Raw genomic sequence first — 24,032 nt, 5'->3', positions numbered from 1 at the left:
GCCGATGCTTCGCGCCCCCGCCCTCGCCTACGCTTTCCGGCTGATGCTGCTCGGCCTGCTGCTGTGCGGCGTGGTGCTGAAGCCGTCGATGGCGATCGCGGAAGAAATGCACGAGCTCCTGGCGCACGCCGCCGTGGCTGGCGACGGCCACACGCACGCCGAGGGCCATGCGGCTGCATCGATCCCGCCTGCGACCGGCGACGACCCGAAGCCGCACGACGACAGCCATCTCCACCTGACCCATTGCTGCGGCCAGCAGGCCGCCGTGCTGCCGCGGCTGGACCTCGCGCTGCCGTGGATCCACCTGGATTCGCCGCTGCCCGCGCAGACCGTCGCCTTCGCGCCCACGCCGCATCCGGCGCCGTTCCGTCCTCCGATCGCCGTCTGACCGTCCTGCCGGCCTCGCGCCGGCGTTCCGTCATTCCCACATCGGAGCGTTCCCATGTTTTCGCGACTCGCGGCTTCCGCCGCGCTTGTCGTCGTGCTCGTTGCGGCGTTGCCCGCGCGGGCCGGCGATCGATTGACCTTGGACGACGCGTTCGCGCGCGTCGCCGCTTCCCATCCCGACCTTCGTCTGCCCGCGCTGCGCGGCGAGATCCTCGCGGCCGAACTCGACGAAGCCCTGCAACGCCCCGCCCTTCGCGCCGGCGTCGAACTGGAAAACGCGCCCGGCACCGGCGAATACAGTGGCGTCGATGGCGCCGAGCTGACGTTGAGCCTGGCGTCGGTGCTCGAACGCGGCGGCAAGCGCGACGCACGCCGTGCGCTCGCGCAGGGCCGCATCGACGCCCTCGCGCCCGAGCGCGAAGCCGCGCGCCTCGACCTTCTGGCCGAAACTGCGCGCCGTTACCTCGACGTCGTCGGCGCGAAGCATCGACGCGACCTCGCCGACGCCGACATCGCCCAGCGCACGCGCACCGTCGCCGCTGCGCGCCATCGCTTCCAGGCCGGTGCATCGCCGGAATCGGTGCTGCTCACCGCGCAGGCCGCGCTGGCGCGCGCGCAGCTCGAACAGCGGCGTGCGGCGCAGACGATGGACGCTGCGCGGCAGCACCTCGCCGCGTTGTGGGGCGAACGCGAGCCGCGCTTCGAGACGAGCGATACCGACCCGCTGGCGCTTCCCGCCATCGCCGACTTCGACGCGCTCGCCGCGACGCTGGAACGCACGCCGGACCTCGCGCGCTTCGCCAATGAGCGCCGCATCGGCGAAGCGCGCCGGCAGCTGGCCCGTTCGCAGGCGAAGGGCGACATCGACTGGCAGCTGGGCGTGCGCGCGTTCAACGACACCGACGACGTCGCGCTCGTCGCCAGTGCGTCGATGCCGCTGGGCGGGGCGCGTCGCGCTCAGCCGCAGATCCGCGCCGCGGAAGCCGGACTGGCGATGCTCAACGTCGAACGCGAATCGCGGGGCATCTCGCTGTACTCGACGCTCGTGGATGCGCACGGCCGCTATCGCGTCGCGCAGCTGGAAGTGCTGCGCCTTCGTGACGACGTGCTGCCCACGCTCGCGCGCGCGGAAGCCGCCGCCGAACGCGCCTACCGCGCCGGCGCGATCAGCTACCTCGAATGGGCGCAGCTGCAATCCGAACGCACCGCCCTTGCGCGGCAGCAGCTCGACACCGCACTCGAGGCCCACCGCGCCCTCATCGAAATCCAGCGCCTGACCGGGGACGCCCTCGTGCAGCCCGCCGCGCGCACGGAACAGGAACCCACGCCATGAAACTCCGACTGACGATCGCACTCCTCGCGCTGGCGCTGGCCGGCTGCGGCAATTCCGGAACGAGTGGCGCCGGCCACGATCACGCCGCAGAAGGCGACCGCGCCGACGCCGATGCGCGCGGCGAGCACGGCGGTCGCCTGCTGCGGCAGGACGACATCACCGTCGAACTCGCCATCGCCGAAGACGGCACACCGCCGAAGTACGAAGCCTGGCTCTACCGCGACGACGAGCCGCTGCCTGCGACGGCGGGCGAAGTGGATGTCGCCCTCACACGATTGGGCAACGTGCGCGAAACGCACGCACTGCGTGCCCGAAAGGACGGCCGGCTGATGGCCGACAGCATCGTCGGCGAACCGCATTCGTTCGACGTCGTCGTCACCGCGCGCATCGACGGCCGCACGTTGCGCTGGAACTTCCCGAGCTATGAGGGTCGCACCGTCATCGCCGCCGCCGTCGCACGGCAGTCGGGCATCCGCGTCGCGAAGGCCGGGCCGGGCGTGATCGCCGACGAGCACGAAGTCCAGGGTTTGCTCACGCCAGTCGAAGGCCGCGTCGCCAGCGCGATGGCGCGCTTTCCGGGTCCGATCCGCGCCCTGCGCGCCAACGTCGGCGACGCCGTGCGCGCCGGGCAGCCGCTCGCGAGCATCGAAAGCAACCTGAGCCTGTCGCAATACACCGTCGCCGCGCCGATTTCCGGCGTGGTGCTGTCGCGCAACGCCGCGGTCGGCGCGGTCGCGGGCGAAGGCGCGCCGCTGTTCGAGATCGCCGACCTGTCGACGCTCTGGGTCGACCTGCATGTGTTCGGCGCCGACGCCACGCACCTGCGCGCAGGCGTGCCGGTGACGGTCACGCGCATGAGCGACGGCGTGCAGGCACAGACGACGCTCGAGCGCGTCCTGCCAGGCACGGCGACCGCCAGCCAGAGCACGGTCGCGCGCGCGACGCTCGACAACGCCGATGGGCTGTGGCGCCCGGGCTCGGCGGTGAGCGCGAAGGTCACCGTCGCGCGGCAGCCGGTCGCCATGGCGGTGCCGCTGTCGGCGTTGCAGCGCTTCCGCGACTGGGATGTCGTGTTCGTGCGCGTCGGCGACACCTACGAGGTGCGGCCGCTCGAACTCGGGCGCCGCGACGCGTCGCAGGTCGAAGTGCTGTCGGGCTTGCGCGCAGGCGATGAGGTGGTGGTCGAACAGAGCTATCTGGTGAAGGCGGACATCGAGAAGTCGGGGGCGTCCCATGACCACTGACGCCGGCCTGCTCGAAAGACTCATCCGCTTCGCCATCCGCCACCGCTGGCTGATGATGGCGCTGACGGCGGCATTGATCGCACTGGGCGTGTGGAGTTTCCAGCGCCTGCCCATCGACGCCACGCCCGATATCACCAACGTGCAGGTGCAGATCAACACGCAGGCGCCGGGCTTTTCGCCGCTGGAAGCCGAACAGCGCGTCACCTTCCCCATCGAGACCGCGCTGGCCGGGTTGCCGAAACTCGACTACACACGCTCGTTGTCGCGCTACGGGCTGTCGCAGGTCACCGTCGTCTTCAAGGACGGCAGCGACCTGTTCTTCGCGCGGCAGCAGGTGGCCGAACGGCTGCAGCAGGTGAAATCGCAGCTGCCCGAAGGCCTGGAGCCGGAACTCGGGCCGATCTCGACCGGGCTGGGCGAGATCTTCATGTACACGGTCGAAGCCGATCCCGCCGCGCGCAAACCCGACGGCACGCCGTGGAATTCCACCGACCTGCGCACGCTGCAGGACTGGGTCGTGCGCCCGCAGCTGCGCAATACGCCGGGCGTGACCGAGGTGAACACCATCGGCGGCTACGCGCGGCAGATCCACATCACGCCCGATCCGGCGCGCCTGGTCGCGCTGGGCTTCGGCCTGCGCGACGTCGTGACCGCGGTGGCGGCGAACAACCGCAACGTCGGTGCTGGCTACATCGAACGCAACGGGCAGCAGTTCCTCGTGCGCGTGCCGGGCCAGGTGGCCGACCTCGACGCGATCCGCGACATCGTGCTCGACCGTCGCGACGGCGTCCCCATCCGCGTGCGCGATGTCGCGCAGGTCGGCGAAGGCCCGGAACTGCGCAACGGCGCGGCGATGCAGGACGGCCGCGAAGTCGTGCTCGGCACCGTCTTCATGCTGGTGGGTGCGAACAGCCGCGATGTCGCGCAGGCTGCGGCGGCCAAAGTGCAGGCGGCGAACGCGAGCCTGCCCGCGGGCGTCAAGGCGCACGCCGTCTACGACCGCACCGCACTCGTGGACCGCACCATCGCGACGGTGACGAAGAACCTCGTCGAAGGTGCGCTGCTGGTCCTGGTCGTGCTGTTCCTGCTGCTGGGCAACCTGCGCGCGGCGCTGATCACCGCCGCGGTGATCCCGCTGTCGATGCTGTTCACGATGACCGGGATGGTGCGCGGCGGCGTCTCGGGCAACCTCATGAGCCTGGGCGCGCTCGACTTCGGCCTGATCGTCGACGGCGCGGTGATCATCGTCGAGAACTGCCTGCGCCGCTTCGGCGAAGCGCAGCACGCGTTGGCGCGCGAGCTCACCGACGAGGAACGCCACGACCTCACCGCATCGGCGACGGCGGAAGTCATCCGTCCGAGCCTGTTCGGCCTGGGCATCATCACCGCGGTGTATTTGCCGATCTTCGTCCTCACCGGCATCGAGGGAAAGATGTTCCACCCGATGGCGATTACCGTCGTGCTGGCGCTCACCGGCGCGATGCTGCTGTCGCTCACCTTCGTGCCGGCGGCGATCGCTCTGTGCCTGCGTGGCCGCGTCGCGGAGAAGGAAAGCCGCGTCGTCGCCTGGGCGCAGCGCGCGTATCGGCCCGCGCTGGCATGGTCGTTGTCGCATCGCGCGGTGATGATCGGTGCCGCCGGCGTGCTGGTCGCCGGTTGCGCACTGCTCGCAACGCGACTGGGCACCGAGTTCATCCCGGGCCTGGACGAAGGCGACGTCACCGTGCACGCGTTGCGCATTCCCGGCACCAGCCTCAGCCAGGCGGTGACGATGCAGGCGCAGCTGGAGCGCAGTTTCCGCGCGATGCCGGAAGTCGAGCGCGTCTTCAGCAAGATCGGCACGGCGGAAATCGCCAACGACCCGATGCCGCCTTCGGTCACCGACACCTACGTGATGCTGAAGCCACGCGATGAGTGGCCCGACCCGCGCAAGCCGAAGGCGCGCCTGCTGGCGGAAATGGAAGCCGTCGCGCAACGCCTGCCCGGCAACAACTACGAGTTCACCCAGCCCATCCAGATGCGCATGAACGAGCTGATTTCCGGCGTGCGCGCGGACGTCGCGGTGAAGGTGTACGGCGACGACCTCGACACCCTGGTACGCGTCGCGCGCGAGGTCGAAACCGTGATGGCCACGGTGCCGGGCGCGGCCGACGTGAAGAGCGAACAGGCCACCGGACTGCCGCTGCTGTCGATCGCGCCCGACCGCCGCGCGCTCGCCGGCTACGGGCTCAACCCGGGCGATGTGCAGGACACCGTTGCGACCGCGATCGGCGGCGAAGTGGCGGGGCAATTGTTCGAAGGCGACCGCCGTTTCGATATCGTCGTGCGCCTGCCCGAAGCGCTGCGCTCCGATCCTGCGCGACTGGCCGACCTGCCGATCCCGCTGCGCGAAAGCGGCAACGCCGACGAATCCAGCCGCGATGCGACCTGGGCCGCCGGCGCGCCGCGCACCGTGCCCCTGCGCGAAGTGGCGAGGATCGAGACCGTGCTCGGCCCGAACCAGATCAACCGGGAGGATGGAAAACGCCGCGTCGTCGTCACCGCCAACGTGCGCGAACGCGACCTCGGCGGCTTCGTCGCCGAACTCCAGCAGCGCGTGCAACGCGACGTGACGTTGCCGCCGGGCTACTGGATCGGTTACGGCGGCACGTTCGAGCAGCTGATTTCGGCGAGCCAGCGACTGGCCGTGGTGGTGCCGGTGACACTGGTGGTGATCCTCGCGCTGCTGTTCTGGGCGTTCGGTTCGGCGAAGGACGCCGCGCTGGTGTTCAGCGGCGTGCCGCTCGCGCTGACCGGCGGCGTCATCGCGCTCGCACTGCGCGGCATTCCGCTGTCGATTTCCGCCGGCGTCGGGTTCATCGCGCTCTCGGGCGTGGCGGTGCTCAACGGGCTGGTGCTGGTGAGCTTCATCCGCCGCCTGCGCGAATCCGGGATGCCGTTGCACGACGCCATCGTCGACGGTGCGCTCGGCCGGCTGCGCCCGGTGCTGATGACCGCGCTGGTGGCGTCGCTGGGCTTCGTGCCGATGGCGCTGAACGTCGGCGCGGGCTCGGAAGTGCAGCGTCCGCTGGCGACGGTGGTGATCGGCGGCATCGTGTCGTCGACGCTGCTCACGCTGCTGGTGTTGCCGGCGCTGTATGCGTGGGCGCATCGGCGCGGCACCGCCTGATGCCCTTCGCTGCCGTCATCCTCGCGAAGGCGCGGATGACGGCAGAGCCGCTTCCTGGGACGGACGACGGATCAACCGCGCGCCGGTGCCTCCGGGCACGGCGCGCCGGCGTCCATCCACGTGCGGAACGCGCGCACGAATTCATCGTGCGGCACCGGCACCGGCACGCGATTGCCGCCCGGCGCCCAGCCCCACAGGACCAGCTTGTCTTCGGCGACGTGCTTGAACATCGCCTCCATGTCGCGATCGCCGTTGCGCTTGCGGTCCTGGATCATCGAACACAGCTCGTGCGACGAAACGCCGATCCACGCCATCTTCTGGTCCGGCGGCGGAAGCGCCCAGTGCGGCGCGCCCGGCGGCGCGTTCAGGCCGTAGCTTTCCGGCAGGTTCGCGTCGCCGTGGCAGGACGCGCACGGCAAACCCGGCGCGCCCTCGCCCTTGGGCCCGCGCACCACGTTCATCATGTGCGGCGTCTGCGTGTCGAACTGCAGCGGCGCATCGCCGGGAATGTGGCAGTTGCTGCAGCGCGGATGCTGGAACACCTTCTCCACCGTCGAGAAGGCGGCCAGCGCCTGCGCCTGCTGTTCGGGATCGACCTTCGGCGCGCACGCGGCCAGCAGCGCCAGGACGATGAGCGGAAGTGAGCGGAAAGCCCGCATGGCGTTCTCCTCAGGCGACCGTGTCGGGCAGGCGCAGCGGCAGTTCGCGCAACCGCTGTCCGGTGAGGGCGAAGATCGCGTTGGCCACCGCCGGCGCGATCGGCGGCGTGCCGGGTTCGCCGGCGCCGCCCATCTTTTCGGTGCTCGGGACGATGTGCACCTCGATCTGCGGCATCTCGTCCATGCGCAACACGCGGTAATCGTGGAAGTTGGATTCCTGCACGCGCCCGTCCTTGAACGTCACCGCGCTGTGCAGCGCGGCGCCAAGGCCGAAGGCGATGCCCGACTCCATCTGCGCGCGGACGCCCTCGGGGTTGACCGCGACGCCGCAATCGATCGCGCACACCACCCGATGCACGCGCACGCGGTGCCGCGGGCCGGGATTGGGATCGATCGATACTTCCGCCACCTGCGCGATGAAGCTGCCGAAGGATTCGTGCACCGCGACGCCGCGCGCGCGGCCCTGTGCCAGCGGCGAGCCCCAGCCGGATTTCTCCGCCGCCAGGTTCAGCGCCGCCAGATGGCGAGGGTGCCTCGCCAGCAGCGCGCGGCGGTATTCCACCGGATCCTGCTTCGCGGCATGCGCCAGCTCATCGACCAGGCTTTCCATGATGAAGCCGTTGTAGCTGTGGCCGACCGAGCGCCACCACAGCACGGGAATGCCCGTGCGTGGCGAATGCAGGTCGATGCGATGGTCGGCAAGATCGACGATGTAGGGCGAATCGACCACGCCTTCCACCGACGTCCCGTCGATGCCGCCCTTCACCATCATCGCCTCGAACGGCGAGCCGATCAGGATCGACTGCCCCACCAGCACGTGGTGCCACGCGACGGGCTTGCCCGCATCGTCCAGCGCGATGCGCGCCTGCTGCACGTACATCGGCCGGTAGTAGCCGCCGCGGATGTCGTCCTCGCGCGTCCAGACGGTTTTCACCGGCTTTCCGGCGGCCTTGGCGACTTCGACCGCTTCGCTGACGAAGTCCGACGTCGGCGTGGCGCGCCGGCCGAACGCCCCGCCGAGAAAGGTCGTGTGGATGTTCACCTTGTCGGGGGTGATGCCGAGGATCTTCGCGGCGACCTGCTGGTCCAGCGTCTGGAACTGCGTGCCGGTCCAGATGTCGCACACGCCGTTCTCGAACTTCACCGTGGCGTTGAGCGGTTCCATCGGCGCATGCGCCAGGTACGGCACGTGGTACTGCGCCTCCAGGGTGCGCGTGGCGCGGGTGAGCGCGCCCTTCGCGTCGCCGGCCTGTTTGGCGAGCAGGCCATCGGTGAGCGCGAGCGTGCGGAACTGCTCGTGCAGTGATGTGGTATCGAGCGCGGCGTTGGGCCCGGCATCCCACTCGACCTTCAGCGCGTCGCGGCCCAGCTTGGCCGCCCAGTAGTGATCGGCCACCACGGCTACGCCGCTGGGCACCTGCACCACGTCGCGCACGCCCGGCACGGCCTTGGCGGCGGTCGCGTCGAAGGATTTCACCGTTCCGCCGAACACCGGCGCGCGTGCGACCACCGCGGTGAGTAAACCCTCGAACTGCACGTCCATGCCGAACTGCGCGCGGCCGGTGATCTTTTCCGGCGAATCCAGGCGTTTGGTGGGATGGCCGATGAGCTTCCAGTCCTTCGGATCCTTCAGCGCGACCTTCGCCGGCGCCTGCAGCGTGGCGGCCTGCACGGCCAGTTCGCCGTAACGCGCGCGTTGATCGCCCGCGATTGCCGTGCCGTTCTCGGTGCGCACCTGCGCGGCCGGCACGTTGAACTTCTGTGCGGCGGCCGCGACCAGCAGCGCACGCGCGGTCGCGCCCGCCTGGCGGTAGCGGTCGAATTCGGACCAGGTCGTGGTCGATCCGCCGGTCATCTGCATGCCGAAGGCCGTGTGCGCGAAGGGCGGCGCGGCGGGCGCGTGTTCGACGCGGATGCGCGTCCAGTCGGCGTCGAGTTCCTCGGCGACCAGCATCGCGAGCGTCGTCCAGATGCCCTGCCCCATCTCCGAATGCGCCAGCAGCACCGTGACGCTGTCGTCGGGCGCGATGCGGAGGTAGGCATTCGGTTCAAGGCCGGTGGATGCGGCGGCGGCCGCCTCGGGCGCGGCCTGCGCGAAGCGACGCGCGCCGGGCACGACGAAGGCCACGACCAGGCCGGCGCCGATCGTCGCGGTGGACTTGAGGAAAGTGCGACGGGAGGAGTTCAGCCGTGCATTCATGTCGCGTCTCCGCGTTCTGTTTCCCTTCTCCCTGCGGGAGAAGGTGCCCGAAGGGCGGATGAGGGGGAACGGGGCTGCAAGGCATCGAACTCGCAGCGCCTCACTGCACTGGCGGTTCGACCTCGACACTCCGTTGCCCCTCACCCCAACCCCTCTCCCGGTGGGAGAGGGGCTCTGACCCCGGGGATGGATGAGGGAAGGTCCTGTTGAAACTTCAAGCCTTTCCAAACTCCGCTGCCCGGTGCACCGCCGCGCGGATGCGCTGATAGGTGCCGCAGCGGCAGATGTTCCCGGACAGCGCCTGGTCGATGTCGGCATCGCTCGGCGCTGGCACCTTCGCCAGAAGCGCGGCGGCGGACATGATCTGGCCGGACTGGCAGTAGCCGCACTGCACGACGTCCAGCTCCGTCCAGGCGCGCTGCACCGGGTGCATGCCGTCCTTCGACAGGCCTTCGATCGTCGTGACGACCTTGCCTTCCACCGTGGACACCGGCGTGACGCATGCGCGGCGTGGGGCGCCATCGACGTGCACGGTGCAGGCGCCGCATTGCGCGATGCCGCAACCGAACTTGGTGCCGGTGAGGTGGAGCACGTCGCGCAGCACCCACAGCAGGGGCATGTCGGGCGGCGCGTCGACATCGTGTTCGATGCCGTTGACTTGCAGCTTCATGGAATCCCTCGCGGCGGCTGGGGGCGACCGGGTCTTACCGTCGCCTCGCGCGGCGGACCGGGCCGCTACAGTAGACCTCCGACATGGTCGGGGCCGCTAGCCCGTTCGTCGCCGATCCTTGCCCGATCCTCCGGCATCGCGCGTTGTGCCGAGTTGCTCCCGTACCCTGCCGATCACGTTGCCGCGTCGGCGCGCCGCAGATCCTTCGCCAATGGACCTCTCGCGAATCCCCGACAACACGTTCGCCTCCACATCGACATCCGCCGGTGCGATGCCTGTCGGCGGCGCGCGCGCCGTGCTCGAGGCATCCGTCGCCGCATTGCGGCGCGGCACCTCCGCCACGCTCGCCGTCGTGCTGGAAACCAGCGGCTCGACCTACGTGCGCGCCGGTGCGCTCGCGTTGTTCGATGGTGATGGCGCGCAGGTCGGCTGGCTGAGCGGCGGTTGCCTGGAGCCGGAAATCGCCCAGCGCGCCGGTGACGCATCGCGCGCGGGCCAGGTCGATTTCATGGAGATCGACACGCGCTTCGACGAAGACCTGCTTTCGGGATCGGCCGTCGGTTGCCGCGGGCGGCTGCGCATCGCGCTGCTGCCGCTTGCGCTGCTTGGCGACTGGATCACGCACGTCGAGGCGTGGGGCGAAGGCGAACCGCTGCGGCTCGGCGTCCATGCTGACGGCACGGTCGAACTTGCGTACGCGGCGAACGAAAGCACCTTCCGCGTGCTGGCCGCAGCGCCTTCCTGGCCCGATGCGCAATCGCGCTGGTCAATCACCGTGCCGGCGGCACCGTCGGTGATCGTGTTCGGCGCGGGGCCGGAAACGCCCTTCCTGCTGCCGATGCTGCGCGCCTTCGGCGCGACGACCACGCTCGTCGAACGCCGCCCGCGCTGGAGCGGTGCAGGCGCGCTCGCCGACCACGCGCCGGCACTCACGCCGGCGCAGGCCCTCGTCGCGCCGATGCGACGGTTCGACGTCGCACTGGTGATGCACCACAACTTCGAACTCGATCGCGAGGCGCTGCACGCGCTGGCAACATCGCCGATTGGCTTCATCGGCCTGCTGGGTCCGGTGCGTCGTCGCGACGACCTGTTCCGCGTGCTGCCCGGGGACGCGCGCGAGGCGCTGCTGCCGCGCCTGCATTCGCCGGTCGGGCTGCACCTGGGCGGCAGCGGGCCGGAGGCGATCGCGCTGAGCATCGCCGCGCAATTGCAGCGTCACCTGCACGGCACGCCCGCGTGAGGCACACGGCGATCGTCCTGGCCGCCGGCGGCAGCACGCGACTGGGCCGACCGAAACAACTGCTGACGCGCGACGGCGAGGCGCTGGTGCATCGCGCGGTGCGGCTTGCGGCAGCGACGCATCCGGCGCGGCTGCTCGTCGTCACCGGCGCGCATGCGCACGACGTGGCGGCGGCGCTGCAGGTGATCGCGGTGGATCATCGGCTGGAGCTGATCGCCAATTCCGACTGGGCGCAGGGCCTGTCGACGAGCCTTGCCGCTGCCGCGAACGCGCTGCATGGCGTCGAGCTGCCGGCGTTGATCCTGGTCTGCGACCAGCCCGCGATGGACGAACACCACCTGCGCGCGCTCCTCGACGGCGCCGCGCACGCGCCCGCTGGTTGCGCGGCGACCCGCCACGGCGAACGCCTCGGCGTGCCGGTCGTGGTCAGTGCGCGATTGCTCGACGATGCGCGCACGCTGCGCGGCGATGCGGGCCTGGGCGCGCGACTGAGCGCGCTGGATAGCGCCTGGACGCTGGATGCGCCAGAACTGGCGCTGGATCTGGATACGCCCGCCGATGTCGCCGAAGCGGTGGCGCGGGGCTGGCTGGACGCGGCGGATTGACCGATCGCCGCTGGCGACGACACGCAATCGCGTTCCTTCGTCGCTTCTACAAATACAAAAACGGATAAGGGCAGGAACCAGGCGCGAGATGCGGCGTAAACCGCCGACTCGTCCCTCGTTCCTGCCCTTACCCGGAATGCGTCAACAGGATGCGGCCGCGTGCGCGCGCCGCATCCAGGCGGTCATCAGGCCGCGGCGTCCTTCAGCTTCTTCAGCGGACGGACCTTGACCTTCACCGTGGCCGGCTTGGCAGCGAACCACTGCTCTTCCTTGGTGAACGGGTTGATGCCCTTGCGCTTCGGCTTGGCCGCAACGCTGACGGCGGTGATCTTCAGCAGGCCCGGCAGGGTGAACGCACCCGCGCCCTTCTTGCTGACCGAAGCGTGCACGGCACCTTCCAGCGCGGCCAGCACGTTGCGGACGTCCTTGGCGACCACGCCCGTCGTTTCCGACAGGTGCGCGACCAGGCCCGACTTGGACAGCACTTCCTTGATCGGCTTCGGAGCGGCCGGCTTGGCAGCGGCCTTCTTCGGGGCGGCCTTCTTTGCCACTTTCTTCGTCTTCGCCATATGTGTCTCGTGATACTCGATGGTTGATGGATGCCCGTAAACCGCAGCTAGGCAAGCGGAATGTAGGGCAACACCAACGCGCCGCCAAGTGGTTTTGCACGAAAAAGTGCGGGAATTAGGCAGGTTTGGCGATCCCGACCGGTTCCGGGTGCCGGCACGGTGCTTGGATGCGCGGTTTTCGACGCGCTGCGTCACTCCGCCGCGAGCGCCACCGCCTCGCGCGCGAGGGCTTCCACGCGCGCCCAATCGCCCTCGCGCAACGCATCGGCCGGCGTCAGCCACGAGCCGCCGAGGCAGGCGACGTTGGATCGGCGCAGGTACTCGCGGGCACGCGCGGCGTCGATGCCGCCGGTCGGGCAGAAGCGCGCCTGCGCGAACGGGCCGCGCCAGGCGTCGATCAGTTCGAGCGCATTGATCGGTTCGGCCGGAAACACCTTGAGCAGTCGATGGCCCGCGGCGAGCGCGGCCATCACTTCGCTGCCCGTCGCCACGCCCGGCAGGTACGCGATCTCCAGATCGACCGCGGCGGCCAGCAGTTCGGGCGTGCTGCCGGGCGACACGGCGAATGCCGCGCCGACGTCCTTCAGCCGGCGCAGTTGTTCGACCTCCAGCACGGTGCCCGCGCCAATGCGCATGTCGGGCAATTCGCGCACGAGCGCGGCGACCGCGCCCATCGCCGCCGGGGTGCGCAGCGTGACTTCGATCGCGCCGATACCGCCGGCCTGCAGCGCGCGCGCCACGGCCCGCGCTTCGTCCACGCTGGCGGGCGTGTACACGGGCATGACGCGATGCCCGTGCAGCAGCGCCTGCGCGTCAACGGCGGACATGGAAGCCCGCCTGCGACGTCACGTCGTGGATTTCCTGCGCGCTGGCCAGGCAGAAATCGCCCGGGATGGAATGCTTGAGCACCGCGGCACCGAGGCCGAAATGCAGCACTTCCGGCGGCGCCATGCCCTGGATCAGGCCATGCAGCACGCCGCCGGCGAACGCATCGCCGGTGCCGATGCGATCGACGATGCCGTCCAGTTCGTAATCCGGCGCGCGACGACGCGTGCCGTCGCGTTCGACCATGACCGCCGACAGCGTGTGCCGATCGACGCTGTGCTGCGTGCGCAGCGTGCAGGTGAGCCATTGCAGGTTCGGCAGCGCGGCGAAGGCGCGCGTGGCGGCTTCGGCGACGGCGCGCTCGCCTTCGGACGGCACGCGTTCGCCGAGCACGATGGCGATGTCGCGATGGTCGGCGAAGACGATGTCGGCTTCCTCGAAGATCTGCCGCAGCAGGCCGGCGGCGTCGCCGTCCCACGCCTGCCAGAGCTTGCCGCGGAAGTTGCCGTCGAAGGACACCTTGACGCCGAGGCGCCGCGCGGCGCGCGCCGCGTCGATGGTCGCCTGCGCCGTCGCCAGGCCGAGCGCCGGGCTCACGCCGGACAGGTGCAACCACTGCGCGCCGTCGAGCAGCGCGTCCCAGTCGTACCCGGCATGGCGCACGAAGGCCGAGTCGGCGCGGTCGTACAGGACTTCGCTCGGACGCTGCATCGCGCCGTGCGACAGGAAGTACAGGCCCATGCGCCCATCGGCCGCGCGCACCGCACGCGTGTCCACGCCTTGGCGGCGCAGTTCGCCGACTGCGGCGGCGCCAAGCGCGTTGTCGGCGACGGTCGACACCATCGCCGCATCATGGCCCAGCTGCGCGAGCAGAACGGCGACGTTGGCCTCGGCACCGCCGATGTGCACGTCCAGCGCGGGCGACTGCAGCACGCGCTCGCGGCCCGGCGCGGACAGGCGCAGCAGCAGTTCACCGAAACAGACCACGCGGCTCACGCCGGGTTCCTCATTGCGCTCATTCCTGCTCCCATCGATTCGAAAACCGCGACGATTCTGCCTGCTTCCCGGGCCGTCCCGCCTTGCCGCGACCGGGCTCCGGCGAGCCCATGGCGCACCGCAGCATGCGATCCGCCAACTCAGGTGCTAGGGTTTTGACCATCGGTGTCATTCCACCGTACGGAACACCTTAGCAAGCGTCCTGAGCCAGTCAACAAGCGCCTTTGAGCTGTAGTGCCATATGGGAGGGGAGAACCTATGCAATTTCAGCGTGCACCAAAAAAGACACCGGTTACCTTGCTTGCCGCCTCGATCGGCCTTGCGCTGCAGCTGAGCGCCGCGAGCGCCCTCGCGCAGGACGCCGCAGCGGCCTCGTCCACCGCACCGACCACGACGACCGCTGCCGCGCCCGCCGCGGACGCGCCGCCGACCGAACTCGACACGGTCACCGTCACCGGCTTCCGCGGCGCGCTGGAGAAGGCGCTGGACAAGAAGCGCAGCGAGATCGGCGTGGTCGATGCGATCGTCGCCGAGGACATCGCCGACTTCCCGGACCTCAACCTCGCCGAATCGCTGCAGCGCATTCCGGGCGTGTCGATCTCGCGCGACGCCGGCGAGGGCCGCAACATTTCCGTGCGCGGCCTGGACAGCCAGTTCACGCGCGTGCGCATCAACGGCATGGAAGCGCTGACCACGACCGGCGGCACCGACAGCTCCGGCGGCGCGAACCGCGGCCGCGGCTTCGACTTCAACGTCTTCGCCTCCGAGCTGTTCAACAGCATCACGGTGCGCAAGACCTCCTCGGCCGACATCGAGGAAGGCGCGCTCGGCGCGACCGTCGACCTGCAGACCGCGCGTCCGTTCGACTACGACGGCTTCACCTTCGTCACCGGCGCGCAGCTGGGCTACAACGACCTGGCGTCGGACCTCGACCCGCGCGCGACGATGCTGGTCAGCAACACCTGGGCCGACAACAAGTTCGGCGCGCTGCTGTCGGTGGCCTACACCAAGCGCCGCCTGCTGGAAGAAGGCCACAGCACGGTGCGCTGGGACAACGGCACCAGCAGCGGCGGTTTCGCCGGCACGCCGGCGGCCGAGTCGGCCAGCGTCTTCCATCCGCGCATCCCGCGCTACGGCGTGATGGAGCACGAGCAGGAGCGCCTGGGCGTCACCGCGTCGCTGCAGTTCGATCCGACCGACAAGACCTCGCTCGGCCTCGACCTCATGTACGCCGACCTGGACGCCACGCGCACCGAGAACTTCCTCAACGGCCTGTCCTTCAGCCGTGGCGCGTGCGCCGCGGGCACCGCGGGTGCGGCCTGCCGCGCGGCCGGCGCCAGCGGCAAGCCGGAAACGGTGGTACTGGAAAGCGTGGTCGACGAGCGCGGCAACCTCGTCTACGGCCGCTTCAACAACGTGGACGTGCGTTCGGAAGCGCGTTACGACGAACTGGAAACCAAGTTCACCCAGTTCAACTTCTACGCCGACCACGAACTGACCGACGACTTCAAGCTGCATTTCGAAGGCGGCCGCGCGAAGTCCGAGTTCGAGAACCCGATCCAGACGACCATCACGCTGGATCGCACCAACGCGCAGAACTACACCTGGGATTACCGCAACAACGACCGCCTGCCCGTCATCACCAACGGCTTCGACGTGAATGACCCGGCGCAGTGGGCGTTCATCAACGGCGTGTCGGAGATCCGCCTGCGCCCGCAGTACGCCGACAACACCATCGACAACGTGTCGCTGGGCATGTCGTGGGCGCTGACCGACAGCTTCACGCTGAAGGGCGGCGGCCAGTTCAAGGAATACACCTTCGAATCGCGCGAAGAGCGCCGCGCATCCGAACTGGTCGTGCCCGCGCTGCCGGCCGGCACGACGCTCGCCGACTTCACGCGCACGATCCAGCTGGAAGACATCCGCAACGTCGGCGACGGCCGCTGGCTGATTCCCGACATCGACGCGTTCAACCGCGCGTTCGACCTCTACAGCGACGAAGGCATCTTCGCCGTCAGCGACACCGTGTCGTCGGTGCTCGGCAACAACCGCACCGTGACCGAGCGCGACCAGGGCTTCTGGCTGCAGGGCGACTTCAACACGCAGATCGGCTCGCTGCCGCTGAGCGGCAACATCGGCCTGCGCCAGGTGACCACGCGCCAGAGCTCTACCGGCTGGTCCACGGTCGGCGGACAGCCCGTGCTGACGACGGTCGAGCGCAGCTATGAAGACACGCTGCCGTCGATGAACCTCGTCGCCGACGTGACGCCGGACTTCCTGATCCGCTTCGCCGCGGCGAAGGTGATGGCCCGTCCGGGCCTGGGCAACCTCACGCCAGGCGTGACGGTGAACGTGTCCGGCGGCAACCGCGTTGTGAACGGCGGCAACCCGCTGCTCGATCCGTTCCGCGCGAAGACGGCCGACCTGTCGTTCGAGTGGTATTTCGCCGAGGAATCGCTGCTGGCGCTGGGTCTGTTCTACAAGGACATCGACAGCTTCGTGCAGACCTCGCGCGAAACGCGCCCGTACTACACCTCGGGCCTTCCGGAGAGCCTGCTCGCCGGCACCGGCGCGACGGTGAACGACGACTTCCAGTTCAACATCCCGCTGAACACGCCAGGCGGTCCGCTCAAGGGCCTGGAGTTCACCTACCAGCAGCCGTTCGTGTTCCTGCCCGGCTTCTGGAGCGATTTCGGCGTGCAGCTGAACTACACCTACGTCGATTCGAAGATCCAGTACATGACCGCGGCCGGCGCGACCTCGCTGCGCACCGACCTCACCGGCCTGTCGAAGAACGCGTACAACGCCACGCTCTACTACGAAGGCGACAAGTTCAGCGCGCGCGTGTCGGCGGCGTATCGCGACGACTACCTGACCACGGTGCCGGGCCGCAACAACAACGACGTGGAAGGCACGGCCGAAACGCTGACCATCGACATGTCGGCCTCGTACAAGATCAACGAGCACTTCGAACTGACGCTGGAAGGCCTGAACCTCACCGACGAGTTCCAGGACCAGTGGGTCGATTCGATCGGCGATCGCGCCTCGGTCTACCACCACACCGGGCGCCAGTACTTCCTGGGTGCGCGCTACAAGTTCTGATCGTGATGGCAAGGCCCTTTTCCCGCTCGCGGGAGAAGGTGCCCGAAGGGCGGATGAGGGCGATCTTGCGCGACCGCTTCGCCTGCCCTCACCCCAACCCCTCTCCCGCGCGCGGGAGAGGGGCTTTGTTGTTGATCGTTTGCGTAGTCATCCTGCGGGCGTCGCACGCCTGACCGCCGACGTCCGCCTCTTCCTGACTAGAAGGAGCGGCACCGATGCGCAATCGCACGAAGATCGTCCTGACCACGCTCGCACTGGCCTTGATGCCATGCGCTCACGCCGGTCACGGCCTTGAACGCCAGACCATCGCACCGAACGACGGCTGGGCCTCGCAGCCCACCACCGCACTGCCGCAGGGCACGACGGGCGGTTCGTCCGCCGACGAGGCGCACGTGTTCACCGTGTCCGATCGCAACGCGCTGGTCGCCGCACTCAACTTCCCCGACGCCACGCCGAAGATCGTCCGCATCGAAGGCATGATCGACGCGAACGTCGATGCGAACGGCCAACCGCTCACGTGCACGGATTACGCGCGCCCCGACCCGCAGACGGGCGAGCTGTACTCGCTGGACGCCTTCCTCGCTGCCTACGATCCCGCGACATGGGGCCGCGTGAATCCGAGCGGCCCGCAGGAACGCGCACGCGCCGCTTCGGCCGCCGCGCAGCAGGCGCGCGTGCGCATCCGCGTGCCGGCCAACACCACGATCATCGGCGCGAACCACGGCGACGGGCTGCGCGGCGGGTGGCTCGACATCCGCCCGAGTTCCACCAGCGGCAACCAGCCGATGAACGTCATCGTGCGCAACCTGCTGCTGGTCGACGCCGCCGACTGCTTCCCGCAGTGGTCCCCGACCGATGGCGCCGAAGGCAACTGGAACGCGCTGTACGACGCGATTTCCGTGCGCAACGCGACGCACGTGTGGATCGACCACAACGCGATGCTCGACGTCGCCACGCGCGACGAGGATGCGCCAACGTATTTCAGTCGGCTTTACCAGCGCCACGACGGACTGGTGGACGTCACCAACGAGTCCGACTACGTCACGGTATCGTGGAACCTGATGGCCAACCACGACAAGGCGATGCTGATCGGTTCGTCCGACAGTGCCGTCGCCGATCGCGACAAGCTGCGCGTGACGCTCCACCACAACCTCTTCCACGACCTCGGCCAGCGCGTGCCGCGCGTGCGCTACGGCCAGGTGCACGTGTTCAACAACCAGTACACGCTCACCGACGAAGGCGCGACGACCTACGCGTACAGCTGGGGCGCGGGCATCGAGTCGAAGATCTTCGCGCAGAACAACCATTTCCTCGTGCCGTCGGCGGTGACGCCGGATCTGTTCGCCGAGCGTTTCAACGGCACGGCGCTGTTCGAGGAAGGCACGTTGCGCAATGGCGTGTCGCGGCATGCGCGCGTGGACGTGGTCGATGCGTACAACGCGGTGAACACCGTTCCGCTGTCGCGCGATGTCGGCTGGACGCCGACGCTGTATCGCCGCATCGATCCCACGCCGGTCGTACCGATCGCGGTGATCCTCGGGGCTGGGCCGTTCAAGTGACATCGAGTTCGAGCTTCGCGCAGCGTCGTCGTTTTCTGCGCGCATCGATCGTCTCACCCGCTTTGCTGCTGTTGCCCCCTCCCCTGCTCGCAGGGGAGGGTTGGGGAGGGGTGAAGTCACCCGCGGGAACCTTCGATGCCGTAGTCGGGCGAACGCCTTTCGACGACATCCCGATCTTCACCAGCGTCGGAGACGCGATCGCATCCGCGCCGTCCGCTGGCGGCAAACCCTTCCGCATCCTCGTCGCGCGCGGCCGCTGGCATGAAAAGCTTGTGGTCGACAAACCGGACATCCACCTCGTCGGCGAAGACCGCACGGCCAGCGTTCTGACGTTCGATGCCGCCGCCGGCATGCCGCGGCCCGACGGCGAACCGTGGGGCACGTGGGGCTGCGCGAGCGTCACCGTCCGTGCGCCCGGCTTCCGCGCGACGAACCTCACCATCGAGAACGCCTTCGACTACGTCGGCAATCTCGCCACCCCGAAGTTCGAGCCCATCGGCCCGAACGGCGCGCAGGCGGTCGCGCTGATGCTGGACGCAGGTTCCGATCGTGCCTGTTTCGAACGCGTGGACTTCATCGGCCACCAGGACACGCTGTTCGCCGACGCGGGCCGGAGCTTCTTCCGCGATTGCCGCATCAGCGGCAGCGTCGATTTCATCTTCGGCGGCGGCAATGCGCTGTTCGAACAGTGCGAGCTGCACTCGCGCTTCCGACCCGGCAAGGAGCGGCAGGGATACGTCGCCGTGCCGTGCACGCCGTCGGCGCAGGCGTATGGACTCACATTCGTGCGATGTCGGCTGACGCGCGATGCCGCCATCCGCGACGGCAGCGTCGCGCTGGGCCGCGCGTGGCGTCCGGGACGCACGTTTGCCGACGGCAAGTACGGCGATCCCGACGCCGTCGGTGCCGCGGTGTACCTCGACTGCTGGATGGATGCGCACATCGACCCCCGCGGCTGGGACGAGATGGGCTACACCGCCCGCGACGGCAAGCGCGTGATGCTTCAGCCCGGCGACGCACGGCTATTCGAGCATGCAAGTTCGGGGCCGGGCGCACATCGTTCTGCTTCACGGCGAGCATTGCCGCGCGACCGAATCGCTGCGTATGCGCGCGAGCGCGTGCTCGACGGCTGGGAGCCGATCTGATCAACGCTGCGCTTCGGCGCGGCACCTTCGAGCCCGCTGTCATCCCTCGTTTCACCGTCATCCCGGCGAAAGCCGGGACCCAGGCCCGCACCGTCGAACGAACCCCATGCCAAAAGTCGTCCACGCACTCGCACTGCTGCTCGCCCTCGCCGCCTCCGCACGCGCAGCGGAACCGCCCACGATCCACCTCGCCGGCGACTCCACCTTGGCGATCAAACGCGCCGAGAAGCGGCCCGAAACCGGTTGGGGCGAGTTCCTCGCGGAGCAGTTCGCACCCGGCGCGGTCGTTATCGACAACCGCGCGATGAACGGCCGCAGCACGCGCACGTTCATCGCCGAAGGCCGTTGGAGCGCGTTGCTGGAAGCGACGAAACCGGGCGACATCGTGCTGATCCAGTTCGGCCACAACGATCAGTCGATCGAGAAACCCGACCGCTACACGCCGCCCGCGGACTATGCGCGGAATCTTGAACGTTTCGTCGCCGACGTTCGCGCGCGGAACGCCACGCCCGTGCTGCTCACGCCGGTCGCACGACGCCGGTTCGACGAGGACGGACGCGTCGTGGCCAGCCACGGCGAATATCCCGACCTCGTGCGTGCACTCGCCGCGCGTGAGCATGTCGCGCTGATCGACATGGAGCGCCGCAGTTCCGCCGTGCTCCAGGAAGCTGGCGTGGAGGGATCGAAGGCGCTGTTCCTCTGGCTCGCGCCCGGCGAGCACGCGAACTACCCGCAGGGCGTGCAGGACAACACGCATTTCTCGCCTGAAGGTGCGGCGCGGATGGCGAGGGAGTTTGCGGCAGCGTTGCGGGAGTCGGGGCTGGAGTTGCCGACGCTCGAACGCTTGCCGTAGCGAGGCCCCTCTCCCGCCTGCGGGAGAGGGGTGGGGGTGAGGGCCGAGCCGGCGCTACGGGCCTGGATCCCGGCTTTCGCCGGGATGACGGCTCTCCCTTGGTCGGGGACAACGCAGACAACATCGACGCTGCGATGCGGCTCCCGCAAACGCCTACTTCAACGGCTCCCGCCGCGGCAGCGGCTTCAGCGGTTCCATCGTGTCCAGGTCCCAGTCCGCCGGCACGAACGCCTGCCGGGTCTCCTTCTGCACCGGATAGCCGCCTACCTGCTCCTGGCTGTCGATGATGCGGCCGCGACCTTCGATCGTGTCGGCGAGGATGCGGCGATCCACGTCGTCGCGATCCCACGGGCGTGCGCCCGCATTCGCGATCACCGCGTCCTGCACCTGCGACGACGGCAGCAGCGTCACGCCGAACGGCAGTGCCGGCGCGCGCTTCATCGCATCCACGCGGATCGGCGTCGTGGTGTAGCGGCCCTGCTGGGGCAGCGGGTTGCCGATGCGATCGACGGCGAGGTTGTCCTCGAAGAACACGTCCACGTCGCCCGAACCGCCCACTTCGAAGAACGCGACGTCCTCGGTCGAAATGCCCGCACGCATCACGTTGCCGCGCGCGACGACCTGCCCGCGCGAGTACGGATGGCCCAGCCATTCCTCGGCGATGAGGTTGTAGTGCACGGCGCGCTGGCCGGGGTCGTAGATCAGGTTGTTGATCACCTGCCCGCGCGCGCCGCCCTTGAACAGCGGGTTGCGTTCGTAGTTGTGCGCGTAGAGGTTGCCGACGATCAGCACGTCGTTGACGTGGTCGTGGATCAGCGAGCCCTTGGAATGCTCGCCCTTCTTGTGCGTCGCGTTCGACAGCCCCTCGGCAATGATGTTGTTGCTGTAGGTGATGCGGCGCGACGCCGCGTCCATCCACGCCTTCTCGTCCTCGCCGAAGAAGCGCGTGCTGGACGCCGACAGGTTCTCGTCCGTCGCCCACGTCAGCGAGCAGTGGTCGACGATCACGTCCTTCGCGCCGCGCACGGTGGTGATCGCATCGATGTCGCCGGAGAACTTCGGCATGCCGCCATCGCCCGGGCGCATGCGGATGTGGCGCACCACGACGTCGTGCGTCGCGATGGTCAGCCCGCCCTTGATGAAGGTGATGCCCGGTTGCGGCGCGGTTTGCCCGGCGATGGTCAGGAAGGGCTCGGTGATGCGCAGCTCCTTCATGCCCAGGTCGATCACGCCGCCGACTTCGAACACGACGATGCGCGGGCCCTTGGTGGCGAGCGCTTCGGCGAACGATCCCGACCCGTCGGCCGCGAGCGTGGTGACGCGCAGGATCTTGCCGCCGCGGCCGCCCGGCGTATGCGCCGCCCAGCCCTGGGCGCCGGGGAATGCGAGTGCGGGTGTCCCGGTGGACAAGGCGTCGGGCCCGGCGGGGCCCGCCCAGACGCCTCCGGCCGTGGTGGAAACCAGCAGCACGCCGATAGCCAGCGCGCGCGCAAACCCGTGAATCCTGCCCTTCCGGCGCTGCATCCCCATCCGTCCCCTCCCCGAGCCGTGATCCGAGTGTAGACCCCGATTGTCAATGACACCGGTTTCCTATACAACATCCCGAACAGCCGAATCTCAGGGGATCGCCGTCGCATGGACAAACACGCGCCCGACGCGGGCAGTGACAGCGCAACGATCGCCCGGCGACTGGTCGATGCCCGGCGGAAAGCGCAGGCGCTTCGGGAATATCCCGGCGCGCTGCCGGCCAGCCTCGACGAGGGCTATGCGTGCCAGGACGCGGCGATCGCGCTGTGGGACCGCCCGGTCGTGGGCTGGAAGGTCGGCAAGATCCCGGCCGACTGGGAAGCGACGCTCGGCGAGGAACGCCTGGTCGGGCCGATCTTCGAAGGTGCGATCCAGTCGCCCTCGCCGCGCGACGCGGCGACGTTCCCGGTGATCCCGGGCGGCTTCGCCGCGGTGGAAGCCGAGTTCGTGTTCCGCATCGCGCGCGACAGCGATCCCGGCAAGTTCGATTACTCCGCCGACGAAGCAGCCGACCTGGTCGAAGCGCTGCACGTGGGCATCGAACTGGCCGGCAGTCCGTTGCCGCTGATCAACGTGCTCGGCCCGCCGGTGGTGGTGTCGGATTTCGGCAACAACACCGGGCTGGTGCTCGGCAACGAAATCACCGGCTGGCAGCGCCGCAGCGCGGACGATCTCACCTGCGAGACCTTCATCGACGGCCACCTGGTCGGCGAAGGCGGCGCGGCGTCCATCGCCGGCGGCCTGCTCGCGGCGCTGGCGTTCGCGCTGTCGCGTTGCGCACGTCGCGGACATCCGCTCAAACGCGGCATGCTGGTGACGACGGGCGCGGCGACCGGCATCCACGACATCGTGGCCGGACAGCGCGCGCGCGTCAGTTTCGGCGAATGGGGCGAGATCCACTGCAACGCCATCGCCGCACAACCGCACGGGGAGCGCGCGTGACCGAAGCCGAACACGGAATGCACCGCCGCCGTTTCCTCGCCGGACTCACCGGCGCCTGCGCCGCGGGCGCGTTGCCGCAGGCGCTGCGCGCGGCTCAACCCGCGCGCGTGCTCACCGCCACCGACGTGCACGTGAAGGATTACCCGACCGTGCAGGCCGTGCAGTGGATCGGCGAACAGCTCGCGCGCGAAACCAGCGGACGCGTGCGCATCCGGATGTACCACGCGGGCCAGCTCGGCCGCGAATCGGAAGCCATCGACATGGCGCGCTTCGGCGCCATCGCCATCACGCGCGTCTACACCGGTGCGCTGAATAACGCGTTTCCACTCACGCAGGCGCTGTGCCTGCCGTATGTCTTCGATTCCACCGAGCACCTGCGGCGCGCGATCGACGGCAACGTCGGCGCGCAGGTGCTGCGCGGCTTCGAATCGCGCGGGCTCGTCGGCCTTGCGATCTACGACAGCGGTCCGCGCTGCTTCTACAACATCAAGCATCCCATCGTGGTGCCCGGCGACCTGCACGGATTGAAGATCCGCGTGCCGATGTCGGACATCTTCATCCGGATGCTGCGCCTGTTCGGCGCCAACCCGACGCCCTTGCCGCTGGGCGAGGTGTTCTCCGGCATGGAGACGCACATGATCGACGGCGCGGAGAACAACATCCGCAGCTTCCAGTCGAGCCGCCATTTCGAGGCCGCGCGCTACTGGTCGCACAGCGATCATTCGTGGGCGCCGGACGTGCTGTTGATGTCGCGCAAGATCTTCGATTCGCTGGAACCGCGCGATCGCGAGGTGCTGCTGCGCCTGGCGCGCGAATCGGTCGGCGTGATGCGCACGCTGTGGGCGCAGCAGGAAGACGATGCGCGCCGCATCGTGGAGGACGCCGGCGTCGCGTTCAACGAATGCGACATCCCGTCGTTCCGCGCCGCCGCGCAGCCGTTGCTGGCGCATTACCGCACGGACCCGGCCATCGACGCGCTGTACCGGCAGGTCCGCGATCTCGCCTGA

General features: G+C 69.0%; 19 protein-coding genes. 12 read left to right on the top strand and 7 right to left on the bottom strand.

The window, feature by feature from the left end; all coding sequences use genetic code 11:
- Window positions 1-4 precede the first annotated feature (4 nt).
- Genes GOY17_RS02040 through GOY17_RS02025 form a run of 4 tightly spaced genes read left to right on the top strand, consistent with a single transcriptional unit; the run spans window position 5 to window position 6,133 of the window.
- Window positions 5-388, top strand: coding sequence for a hypothetical protein (locus GOY17_RS02040; protein WP_157029081.1), 384 nt, complete (start codon window positions 5-7; stop codon window positions 386-388).
- A gap of 54 nt (window positions 389-442) precedes the next feature.
- A complete protein-coding gene (locus tag GOY17_RS02035) occupies window positions 443-1,720 on the top strand; it encodes a TolC family protein (protein ID WP_157029080.1) in 1,278 nt (425 codons plus the stop codon).
- Complete coding sequence (locus tag GOY17_RS02030; RefSeq protein ID WP_157029079.1) at window positions 1,717-2,964, top strand: efflux RND transporter periplasmic adaptor subunit; 1,248 nt, start codon at window positions 1,717-1,719, stop codon at window positions 2,962-2,964. Before GOY17_RS02035 ends, GOY17_RS02030 begins: the two co-directional genes overlap by 4 nt.
- 7 nt (window positions 2,965-2,971) lie before the next feature.
- Complete coding sequence (locus GOY17_RS02025) at window positions 2,972-6,133, top strand: efflux RND transporter permease subunit (protein WP_198173898.1); 3,162 nt, start codon at window positions 2,972-2,974, stop codon at window positions 6,131-6,133.
- A gap of 71 nt (window positions 6,134-6,204) precedes the next feature.
- Here GOY17_RS02025 and GOY17_RS02020 read toward each other — a convergent pair whose 3' ends face one another.
- The 3 genes from GOY17_RS02020 to GOY17_RS02010 all read right to left on the bottom strand — a co-directional run bounded on the left by GOY17_RS02020 (window position 6,205) and on the right by GOY17_RS02010 (window position 9,662).
- Window positions 6,205-6,792: a hypothetical protein gene (locus GOY17_RS02020; RefSeq protein WP_157029077.1), complete on the bottom strand. Its 588-nt coding sequence runs from the start codon at window positions 6,790-6,792 to the stop codon at window positions 6,205-6,207.
- A 10-nt stretch (window positions 6,793-6,802) separates the two neighbouring features.
- Entirely contained in the window at window positions 6,803-8,992 is a 2,190-nt protein-coding gene (locus GOY17_RS02015; protein ID WP_157029076.1) for a xanthine dehydrogenase family protein molybdopterin-binding subunit, read from the bottom strand.
- Window positions 8,993-9,206: 214 nt separating this feature from the next.
- Complete coding sequence (locus GOY17_RS02010; RefSeq protein ID WP_115841130.1) at window positions 9,207-9,662, bottom strand: (2Fe-2S)-binding protein; 456 nt, start codon at window positions 9,660-9,662, stop codon at window positions 9,207-9,209.
- Between the two features lie 211 nt (window positions 9,663-9,873).
- On the opposite strand from GOY17_RS02010, the gene GOY17_RS02005 reads away from it, so the two are divergent.
- The gene (locus GOY17_RS02005; protein ID WP_232338505.1) at window positions 9,874-10,902 is read left to right on the top strand and encodes an XdhC family protein; all 1,029 of its coding nucleotides are present in this window, start codon (window positions 9,874-9,876) and stop codon (window positions 10,900-10,902) included.
- Window positions 10,899-11,507 (top strand): nucleotidyltransferase family protein, encoded by a 609-nt coding sequence (locus GOY17_RS02000; RefSeq protein ID WP_157029075.1) that lies wholly within the window; start codon window positions 10,899-10,901, stop codon window positions 11,505-11,507. Before GOY17_RS02005 ends, GOY17_RS02000 begins: the two co-directional genes overlap by 4 nt.
- 185 nt (window positions 11,508-11,692) lie before the next feature.
- Here GOY17_RS02000 and GOY17_RS01995 read toward each other — a convergent pair whose 3' ends face one another.
- From GOY17_RS01995 to GOY17_RS01985, 3 genes are all read right to left on the bottom strand, one after another.
- Window positions 11,693-12,076 carry an HU family DNA-binding protein gene (locus GOY17_RS01995; RefSeq protein ID WP_115841128.1) on the bottom strand — a complete coding sequence of 128 codons (384 nt, stop codon included), beginning with the start codon at window positions 12,074-12,076 and terminating at the stop codon, window positions 11,693-11,695.
- Window positions 12,077-12,267: 191 nt separating this feature from the next.
- Entirely contained in the window at window positions 12,268-12,903 is a 636-nt protein-coding gene (eda, locus tag GOY17_RS01990; RefSeq protein WP_157029074.1) for a bifunctional 4-hydroxy-2-oxoglutarate aldolase/2-dehydro-3-deoxy-phosphogluconate aldolase, read from the bottom strand.
- On the bottom strand, window positions 12,890-13,897 hold the full coding sequence (locus tag GOY17_RS01985) for a sugar kinase (protein WP_157029073.1): 1,008 nt from the start codon (window positions 13,895-13,897) through the stop codon (window positions 12,890-12,892). Before GOY17_RS01985 ends, eda begins: the two co-directional genes overlap by 14 nt.
- 258 nt (window positions 13,898-14,155) lie before the next feature.
- On the opposite strand from GOY17_RS01985, the gene GOY17_RS01980 reads away from it, so the two are divergent.
- The 4 genes from GOY17_RS01980 (at window position 14,156) to GOY17_RS01965 (ending at window position 20,556) form a co-directional block, all read left to right on the top strand.
- The gene (locus GOY17_RS01980) at window positions 14,156-16,999 is read left to right on the top strand and encodes a TonB-dependent receptor (protein WP_157029072.1); all 2,844 of its coding nucleotides are present in this window, start codon (window positions 14,156-14,158) and stop codon (window positions 16,997-16,999) included.
- A gap of 215 nt (window positions 17,000-17,214) precedes the next feature.
- On the top strand, window positions 17,215-18,558 hold the full coding sequence (locus tag GOY17_RS01975; RefSeq protein ID WP_157029071.1) for a pectate lyase family protein: 1,344 nt from the start codon (window positions 17,215-17,217) through the stop codon (window positions 18,556-18,558).
- A gap of 110 nt (window positions 18,559-18,668) precedes the next feature.
- On the top strand, window positions 18,669-19,703 hold the full coding sequence (locus tag GOY17_RS01970) for a pectinesterase family protein (protein ID WP_198173781.1): 1,035 nt from the start codon (window positions 18,669-18,671) through the stop codon (window positions 19,701-19,703).
- Between the two features lie 106 nt (window positions 19,704-19,809).
- Window positions 19,810-20,556: a rhamnogalacturonan acetylesterase gene (locus GOY17_RS01965; protein WP_157029070.1), complete on the top strand. Its 747-nt coding sequence runs from the start codon at window positions 19,810-19,812 to the stop codon at window positions 20,554-20,556.
- A gap of 153 nt (window positions 20,557-20,709) precedes the next feature.
- Here GOY17_RS01965 and GOY17_RS01960 read toward each other — a convergent pair whose 3' ends face one another.
- Window positions 20,710-22,080, bottom strand: coding sequence for a pectate lyase family protein (locus GOY17_RS01960; RefSeq protein ID WP_232338504.1), 1,371 nt, complete (start codon window positions 22,078-22,080; stop codon window positions 20,710-20,712).
- 111 nt (window positions 22,081-22,191) lie between these two features.
- Here GOY17_RS01960 and GOY17_RS01955 point away from each other — a divergent pair, with 111 nt between their 5' ends.
- Window positions 22,192-23,025 carry a 2-keto-4-pentenoate hydratase gene (locus tag GOY17_RS01955; RefSeq protein WP_157029068.1) on the top strand — a complete coding sequence of 278 codons (834 nt, stop codon included), beginning with the start codon at window positions 22,192-22,194 and terminating at the stop codon, window positions 23,023-23,025.
- 17 nt (window positions 23,026-23,042) lie between these two features.
- Window positions 23,043-24,032, top strand: a complete 990-nt coding sequence (locus tag GOY17_RS01950) for a TRAP transporter substrate-binding protein (protein WP_157029067.1) — start codon at window positions 23,043-23,045, stop codon at window positions 24,030-24,032.

The sequence above is a fragment of the Lysobacter soli genome (assembly GCF_009755585.1).
GTDB lineage: Bacteria > Pseudomonadota > Gammaproteobacteria > Xanthomonadales > Xanthomonadaceae > Lysobacter_J > Lysobacter_J soli.
Note: the sequence above shows the minus strand (reverse complement) of the source record. Positions and strands in the feature narration are given on the sequence as shown.